7 protein-coding genes are annotated in these 8,251 nt (G+C 70.5%); all 7 read right to left on the bottom strand.

Annotated elements, in window-relative coordinates; all coding sequences use genetic code 11:
- Positions 1-2,357, bottom strand: a 2,357-nt coding sequence (gene rpoB / locus IEY82_RS37165; protein WP_189128986.1) for a DNA-directed RNA polymerase subunit beta, incomplete at its 3' end; no start/stop codon positions are given.
- A gap of 245 nt (positions 2,358-2,602) precedes the next feature.
- Complete coding sequence (locus IEY82_RS37160) at positions 2,603-3,064, bottom strand: MaoC family dehydratase (RefSeq protein WP_189128985.1); 462 nt, start codon at positions 3,062-3,064, stop codon at positions 2,603-2,605.
- A complete protein-coding gene (gene fabG, locus IEY82_RS37155; RefSeq protein ID WP_189128984.1) occupies positions 3,061-3,807 on the bottom strand; it encodes a 3-oxoacyl-ACP reductase FabG in 747 nt (248 codons plus the stop codon). Before fabG ends, IEY82_RS37160 begins: the two co-directional genes overlap by 4 nt.
- 22 nt (positions 3,808-3,829) lie before the next feature.
- Entirely contained in the window at positions 3,830-4,624 is a 795-nt protein-coding gene (locus tag IEY82_RS37150) for an enoyl-CoA hydratase/isomerase family protein (protein ID WP_225262913.1), read from the bottom strand.
- Positions 4,625-4,644: 20 nt separating this feature from the next.
- Complete coding sequence (locus tag IEY82_RS37145) at positions 4,645-5,754, bottom strand: acyl-CoA dehydrogenase family protein (RefSeq protein WP_189128982.1); 1,110 nt, start codon at positions 5,752-5,754, stop codon at positions 4,645-4,647.
- 37 nt (positions 5,755-5,791) lie between these two features.
- Positions 5,792-6,973: a CaiB/BaiF CoA transferase family protein gene (locus IEY82_RS37140; protein WP_225262915.1), complete on the bottom strand. Its 1,182-nt coding sequence runs from the start codon at positions 6,971-6,973 to the stop codon at positions 5,792-5,794.
- On the bottom strand, positions 6,970-8,244 hold the full coding sequence (locus IEY82_RS37135) for a hotdog family protein (protein ID WP_189128981.1): 1,275 nt from the start codon (positions 8,242-8,244) through the stop codon (positions 6,970-6,972). Before IEY82_RS37135 ends, IEY82_RS37140 begins: the two co-directional genes overlap by 4 nt.
- Positions 8,245-8,251: the final 7 nt, after the last annotated feature.

Raw genomic sequence — 8,251 nt, 5'->3', positions numbered from 1 at the left:
ACCTTGCCGACCAGGATGTCACCGGGAACGACCTCGGCGCCGATGCGGATGATGCCCCGCTCGTCGAGATCGGCCAGCACCTCCTCGGACACGTTCGGGATGTCCCGGGTGATCTCCTCGGGCCCCAGCTTGGTGTCACGGGCGTCGACCTCGTGCTCCTCGATGTGAATCGAGGACAGGACATCGTCCTGGACCAGCCGCTGCGACAGGATGATCGCGTCTTCGTAGTTGTGACCCTCCCACGGCATGAACGCCACCAGGAGGTTCTTGCCCAGCGCCATCTCACCGTTCTGGGTGCACGGACCGTCGGCGATCACCTGGTTGACCTCGACCCGGTCACCCTCGGCCACGATCGGCTTCTGGTTGAAGCTCGTGCCCTGGTTGGAGCGCTTGAACTTCGCCACCCGGTAGGTGGTGCGGCTGCCGTCGTCGTTCATGACCGTGACGTAGTCGGCGGAGACCTCCTCCACCACGCCCGCCTTCTCGGCGCTGACCAGGTCGCCCGTGTCCGTGGCCGCCCGATACTCCATGCCGGTGCCGACCAGCGGCGCCTCGCTCTTGAGCAGCGGCACCGACTGGCGCATCATGTTCGCGCCCATGAGCGCGCGGTTGGCGTCGTCGTGCTCGAGGAACGGGATCATCGCGGTGGCGACCGACACCATCTGGCGCGGCGACACGTCGATGTAGTCGACCTCCTCGGCCCGGGCCAGCTCGGTCTCACCGCCCTTGGTGCGGACCAGGACGCGCCTTTCGGCGAACGAGCCGTCGGGGTTGAGCGTCGTGTTGGCCTGCGCCTTGACGAAGCGGTCCTCCTCGTCGGCGGTCAGGTAGTCGATCTGGTCGGTGACCTTGCCGTCGACGACCTTGCGGTAGGGCGTCTCGACGAAGCCGAACGCGTTGATGCGTCCGTAGGAGGCCAGCGAGCCGATCAGGCCGATGTTGGGGCCTTCGGGGGTCTCGATCGGGCACATCCGGCCGTAGTGGGACGGGTGCACGTCACGGACCTCGAAGCCGGCCCGCTCACGCGACAGACCACCGGGACCGAGCGCGGACAGACGCCGCTTGTGCGTCAGACCGTCCAGCGGGTTGGTCTGGTTCATGAACTGGGACAGCTGCGAGGTGCCGAAGAACTCCTTCATGGACGCCACGACCGGGCGGATGTTGATCAGGGTCTGCGGCGTGATGGCCTCGACGTCCTGCGTGGTCATGCGCTCGCGGACGACGCGCTCCATGCGGGACAGGCCCAGGCGGACCTGGTTCTGGATGAGCTCGCCGACGCTGCGCAGGCGGCGGTTGCCGAAGTGGTCGATGTCGTCGACCTCGATGACGCGGTCGCCATGGGAGCTGGGCATCGTGGCCTCGCCGGCGTGCAGCCGGACGAGATACTCGATGGTGGCGACGATGTCCTCTTCGGTCAGGGTGCCCTGGGTGATGTCCGCGTCGACCCCGAGCTTCTTGTTGATCTTGTAACGACCCACCTTGGCGAGGTCGTAGCGCTTGGGGTTGAAGTAGAGGTTCTCCAGCAGGGTCTGCGCCGACTCCTTGGTCGGCGGCTCACCCGGCCGCAGCTTGCGGTAGATGTCGAGCAGGGCGTCGTCCTGGCCGGACGTGTGGTCCTTCTCCAGGGTGGCGCGCATCGACTCGTACTGGCCGAAACGCTCGAGGATCTTCTCGTTGGTCCATCCCAGTGCCTTGAGAAGCACGGTGACGGCCTGCTTGCGCTTGCGGTCGATGCGCACACCGACGCTGTCGCGCTTGTCGATCTCGAACTCCAGCCAGGCCCCGCGCGAGGGGATGATGCGGCAGTCGTAGAGGTCCTTGTCGGAGGTCTTGTCGGCGCTGCGGCCGAAGTAGACGCCCGGCGAGCGGACCAGCTGCGAGACGACGACACGCTCGGTGCCGTTGATGATGAAGGTGCCCTTCGGCGTCATGAGCGGGAAATCACCCATGAACACCGTCTGGCTCTTGATCTCACCGGTGGCGTTGTTGACGAACTCCGCCGTCACGAACATCGGGGCGGAGAAGGTCATGTCCTTGTCCTTGCACTCATCTACTGAGTACTTGGGCGGTTCGAACCGGTGGTCGCGGAACGACAAGGACATGGTCCCCGAGAAGTCCTCGATGGGACTGATCTCTTCGAAGATCTCTTCGAGGCCCGACTGAGTCGGGACGTCCTTGCGCCCGGCCTGGCGAGCCGCCGCTACCCGGCCCTTCCACTTCTCGTGGCCGAGCAGCCAGTCGAAGGACTCGGTCTGCAGGGCGAGAAGGTCAGGAACTTCGAGGGGCTCCTGGATGCGTGAGAAAGAGACGCGATGGGGACCGGCGGGTATGGCGGAGGCGTTGCGCGTGGCTGCCAACAGATGTCCTTCCGGAGCACACGGATGGAGTCGAACTGCGCGCACGCCAAACGCCCCGGAAGAGTCCGGGGCGTGCGAAGGCGACGCGAGGGAGGCAGCATAACGCAAATTACAAACGAATGTCCAAACTTACGATGAGCGTCAACCTCGGTGCCGCCTTCAGCATGCCACAGCCGGGTTTGACTCGTCAACTTCCACGATCGCGGGCGCGGCGGCACCCACCGCCCCCGGACCCGCGCCCCCGCTCAGGTGAGCGGGTGGTAACGACTGACGGTCTCGGCGACGCAGGCGGGCTTGGCGCCGCCGTCGATCTCCATCGTCGACAGCAGCACCGCCGTGACGCCGTCGCCGGCGTCCTCGGCCGACTGGAGCCGCGTGGTGACCCGCACCCGCGACCCCACCGGCACCGGGCTGGGAAACCGAACCCGGTTGAGCCCGTAGTTGATCGACATCCTCAGGCGTTCGATCCGGTAGATCTGGCCGACCAGCGCCGGCAGCAGCGACAGCGACAGATAGCCGTGCGCGATGGGGGCCCCGAACGGTCCGTGCGCGGCCCGTTCGGGGTCGACATGGATCCACTGGTGGTCGCCGGTGGCGTCGGCGAACCGGTCGATCCGGTCCTGCTCGATCGCCACCCAGCCGCTCGTGCCCAGCGTCTCGCCGACGCAGGCCCGGAACGCGCCGAGATCGGCGAAGACCCGGGTCACATGTGCCTCCCGCCTGCGACCTCGGTCACGGTGCCGGTGATGAACGCCGCCAGGTCCGAGGCGAGGAACAGGGCGGCCTTGGCGATGTCCTCCGGCTCGCCGATGCGGCCGAGCGGGATGTCGGCGACCATCCGGGCGAGCACCTCGGGCGGCATGGCGGCCGTCATGGCGGTGCGGATCAGGCCCGGCTGGATGGCGTTGACCCGTACCTCGTGCTTGGCCAGCTCGCGGGCGGCGGCCTTGGTGAGGCCGACGATGCCGGCCTTGGCGGCGCTGTAGTTGGTCTGGCCGAAGTTGCCGACCTTGCCGGAGATGGAGGAGATGTTCACGATGGAGCCGCCGCGGCCCTGGGCGCGCATGACGCGACCGGCGGCGCGGGTGCCGAGCCAGGCGCCCGTGAGGTGCACGTCCACGACGGCCTTGAAGTTCTCCAGGGTCATCTTCGCCATGGTGGAGTCGCGGGTGACACCCGCGTTGTTGACCATGACGTCGAGGCTTCCGAAGGTCTCCCGGCAGGTGTCGGCCAGGGAGTCGACGGCGGCCTCGTCGGTCACGTCGCACGGCACGGCGACGGCCCGGCGTCCCTGGGCCACCAGGTCGGCCGCCGCCCGCTCGGCTCCTTCGGCGTTGACGTCGCTGATCACGACCGCCGCGCCGTGCTCGGCCAGGACGGTGGCGATGGCCAGGCCGATCCCCTGGGCCGAGCCGGTGACGACGGCCGCGCGGCCATCGAGCAGGTTCATGAGTTCTCCGTTCTCAAAGGGTCTAGGCGACCCAGCGGGGAGCCCGCTTCTCGACGAAGGCTAGGGGGCCCTCGGTCTGGTCGGGGTGGCCCCAGAGGCCGACCAGGTGCTGCGCGCCCACCCGGCAGGCGTCGGTGAGGCCGAGTTCGAGGGCCGCCCACAGGGCCTTCTTGGTCGCGGCCATCGCGGCGGGGGAGTTGCGGGCGATCTTCTCGGCGAGCTCCTGCGCGGCCTCCCGCAGGGTCTCGGGCGGGTCCACGATCTGGCTGACCATCCCCAGCTCGTACGCTCTGGCGGCCGTCATCCGCTCGTGGGCGCCGACGAGCGCCATCCGCATGACCGCCTCGAACGGGATCTTCTTGGCCAGGGCGATCACCTCGATCGCGGTCACCTGGCCCACGCTGACGTGGGGGTCGAAGAACGTCGCGTCGGAGGCGGCGATGACGACGTCGGCGTCGGCGACGAAGTGCAGCCCGCCGCCCGCGCACACGCCGTTGACGGCGGCGATGACGGGCTTGGTGACGTTCTGGTGCCAGGAGGTGAAGTGGAGGTCGAAGTCGACCAGGCTGTCCTGGTAGCGCTCCATGCCCACGCCGTCGGAGGCCACCTCGGTGAGGTCGGCCCCGGTCTGGAAGGCGCGGCCCTCGCCGGTCTGCACGATGACCCGCACCTCGGGGTCGCGGTCCAGTTCGAGCCAGGCGTCGGCCAGTTCGTCACGCATGGTGTTGTTCATGGCGTTGAGCACGTCGGGCCGGTTGTTGATCAGCCAGCCGACGGGACCGTGGCGCTCGACCTTGATGGTCTTATATGTGGTCATGCCTGGAATGTCCTCTCGTGTCATGCGACTTCGTGTTCGAGCAGCTCGCCCAGCGCGGCGACATGCTCGTCAGCCTGCCCGAGCAGCCGGGCGCTGGTGCGCGCCCGCTTGAAGTAGAGGTGCGCGTCATGCTCCCAGGTGAAGCCGACGCCGCCGTGCAGCTGGATGGTCTGCGCGGTCACCCAGGTCGACGCCCTGCCGGCCATGAGCGCGGCCACCCGGGAGTCGCGGGCCAGCCCGGCGCCGTCCGACCGGGTGGCGGTGTGGACGGCCGAGCGCGCGGACTCGACCTGGATCAGCGCGTCGGCCAAACGCTGCTTGATGACCTGGAACGAGCCGATCGGCCGCGCGAACTGGATGCGGGTCTTGGCGTAGTCGACGACCATGTCGAGACAGCGCTGGGCGACCCCGGTCTGCTCGGCGGCGAGCAGCGCCCGCGAGACGTCCGTGGCGGCGGCCAGGGCGGCCTCGCAGCCCACCGGCCCGACCAGCTCGCCCGCCACGCCGGTCAGCTCCAGCCGCGCCATCTTCCGGGTGAGGTCCAGCGTGACCAGAGACTCCGCCTCCAGGCCGGCGGCGCCGCGTTCGACGGCGAAGACGGCCAGGCCGTCCGGCGTGCGCGCCACCACGAGCAGCAGGTCGGCGCTCGCGCCGTCGACCACGTGGTGCTTGACGCCGTCGAGCCGCCAGCCGTCACCCTCGCGGCGCGCGGTGGCGCGCACCTCGGACACATCCCAGCGGGCGCCGGTCTCGGCGAGGGCCACGGTGGCCGTGAGCTCGCCTCGGGCGATCCGGCGGCCGTGGCGGTCGAGCGCGTCGGCGTCGTCGAGCGCGAGCAGCAGCGGGACGGCCAGCACCGACGTGGCGAACAGCGGCGAGCAGGCGAGCCGGGCCCCGCACTCCTCGGCGGCGACCGCGAACTCGGCAGGCCCGAGCCCGCCGCCGCCCACGCGCTCGGGCAGCATCAGGCCGGGCAGGTCCAGCCGCACCAGCAGCCGCCAGGTGGCCTCGTCCCAGCCGTGTTCGGTCATCATCGCCGCCCGGACCCGGGCGGAGGTGCTGACGTCGGCCAGCGCGCCGCGCACGCTGTCGCGGAACTGTTCGAGGTCCTCTTCGGACGTGGTGGTCATCGCTGCTCCTGGATCTGTTCGGCGCCGGTCGAACGAGTCATACGACGCCGTCGTCATGTAGTCGGTGGATGGACGCGTCGTCGTAGCCGAGCTCGCGCAGGATCGCGTCAGTGTGCTCACCCAGGGCCGGCACGGGACCGGCCGGGGTGCGCCAGGCCGAGCTCACCGGGGGCGACAGCGGCGTGGCGACCGGGCCGGCCGGGGCGGGCACGGTCAGCCAGCGGTCACGCGTCACGAGCTGGGGATGGTCGGCGACCTCCGCCAGGTCGTTGACCAGGGCGCAGCCGATGCCGGCCGCGTGCAGCGCGGCCACGGCCTCCGCGCTGCCGAGGCGGCCGATGACCGCGCCGAGCAGCTCGTCGAGGTCGGCCCGGTGGGCGACGCGCGCCTGGTTGGTGGCGTATCGGGGATCGTCGGCCAGGTCGGGCCGGTCCAGCACCGACCTGGCGAGCTTGACCCACTCGCGGTCGTTCTGCACGCTCACCGTCACGAGCCGGCCGTCGGCCGCCCGGTAGGCGTCGTACGGCGCGATGGCCGGATGGCTCATCCCCGAGGCCAGGTCCGGCGCCGAGCCGTGCCTGCGCACGACGAGCGGGTACCCCATCCAGTCGGCCAGGGCGTCGAGCATCGACACCTCCAGGACGCACCCCTGCCCGGTGCGCTCCCGGTTGAGCAGCGCCGAGAGCACCGAAGAGAAGCCGAACATGCCGGCCGCGATGTCGGCGACGGAGATGCCCGGCTTGATCGGGTGTTCGAGGCTCCCGGTGATCGTGGCCAGCCCGCCCTCGGCCTGGATGAGCAGGTCGTACGCCTTGCGATCGTCGTACGGGCCGCCGGTGCCGTAGCCGGAGATCTCGCAGACGACCAGCCGCGGGCGCGCGGCCCGCAGGGTCGCGCCGTCCAGCCCCAGGCGGGGGGCCGCCCCCGGCGCCAGGTTGTGCACGAACACGTCGGCCCGCGCCAGCAGCTCGCCGAGCACGCGCCGGCCGTCCGGCGCCTTCGCGTCGAGCGTCAGCGACTCCTTGTTGCGGTTGGCCCAGGCGAAGTGCGCCCCGGTGCCGTTGGCGTGGGTGTCGAAGTGCCGGGCGAAGTCGCCGCCGTCGGGCCGCTCCACCTTGATGACGCGGGCCCCGAGGTCGGCGAGCTGCCGGGTGGCGTACGGAGCCGAGACGGCCTGCTCCATCGACACCACGAGCAGGTCGTCGAGTGGTCCGGTCACGTGCGGGAGAAGTGCGCGATGGACGCCTGCAGGGTGCCGTCGAGGGTGGTCGCGCCGCCGATCGGCTCGGGCAGCGTGACGGGACCGTGCTCGCGGCTGGGCAGCAGGATGGTCGCGGTGCCCGGCGCGGTGACCTGGCCGCGCTGGTTGGTCGCGGCCAGTTCGAGGTCGACGGCCGCGTGGACGCCGTTGCCGTCCTCGACGAGGTGCTTGCGCACGACGGTGCCGGTGATCCACTGGGCGTCGCCGATGTAGTTGAACTGGCGGAACTCCACCCGCAGCCGCCACAGCCAGGCGTCGTCGCCCATCCAGTCGGTGCAGGCGTGGATCATCCAGGTCTCGCGCATGCGGCCGTAGTCGAAGGTCGTGGGATTGCCCGAGCGGCGCGCGAACTCCGGGTCCCAGTGCACGCGCTGCATGGCGTCCCAGACTCCCTGCTCGTCGCGGTGGTAGAAGCGCGGGATGCGCCGGCGGTTGTGGTGCCCGAGGCGCAGCGGGGCGACGCCGTAGACGCCCATGCCCATGCCGGTGTGCCAGCAGACGATGTCGGTCACGGTGAGCGGGCCCTTGACGATGGGGGTGATCGCGTCGCCCTCGTCGACGTCCTCGAACCAGCGCGGCTCGGCGCCGCGCGGCCGCTCGGCGGCGTAGGCGGCGTCGATCTCGGCGATGCGCTCCTCGGTCCAGGGCTCGATCGCGACGTCGTCGTACTTCTTGCGCTTGCGGGCCTCGGTGCGCTCGGTGCGGATCATCAGCCGGTACTGCCCGGCCAGCGGGGTGCCGTCGGCGTCGGCGAAGACGTTGGCGTTCCACTCGTGCACGGCGCGGCCGCTGAACTCGCTGGGCTTGTCGAGCACGCCCACCAGGGCGTTGCGCCGCAGCACGGCCCGGTCGGCGTAGAGCGGTGACCACCACTCGCGCTCGCACGCCGAGTAGAAGGCGTGCACGCCGCGCAGCGGGTCGCCCTTGAGCTCGTGCTGGCGGGCCAGGTCGGCCTCGGTCAGCACGTCCTCGCCGACGATGCTGTCGCCGCCGACGATCGGGGGCGGCGCGATCGGCCGGCCCCAGCGCGAGCGCTCGGCGTAGGCGGGGTCGCACCACAGCGGGTTGTCGTCGCCGTAGGAGCGGGCGGCGATGCGGAACGCGTCGGTGCCGGGCCGCAGGTAGTGGGGCGGGACGGGGTTGGGCTGGGCGATGCCGATGCGGGCGCGCAGGGCCGCCACGCCCTCGTCGGTGATGCGGGGCCGGGTCTTCTCATCCGTGGGGGCCATGTCTGTC

The organism is Nonomuraea cavernae, from assembly GCF_014646355.1.
Lineage (GTDB): Bacteria > Actinomycetota > Actinomycetes > Streptosporangiales > Streptosporangiaceae > Nonomuraea > Nonomuraea cavernae.
Note: the sequence above shows the minus strand (reverse complement) of the source record. Positions and strands in the feature narration are given on the sequence as shown.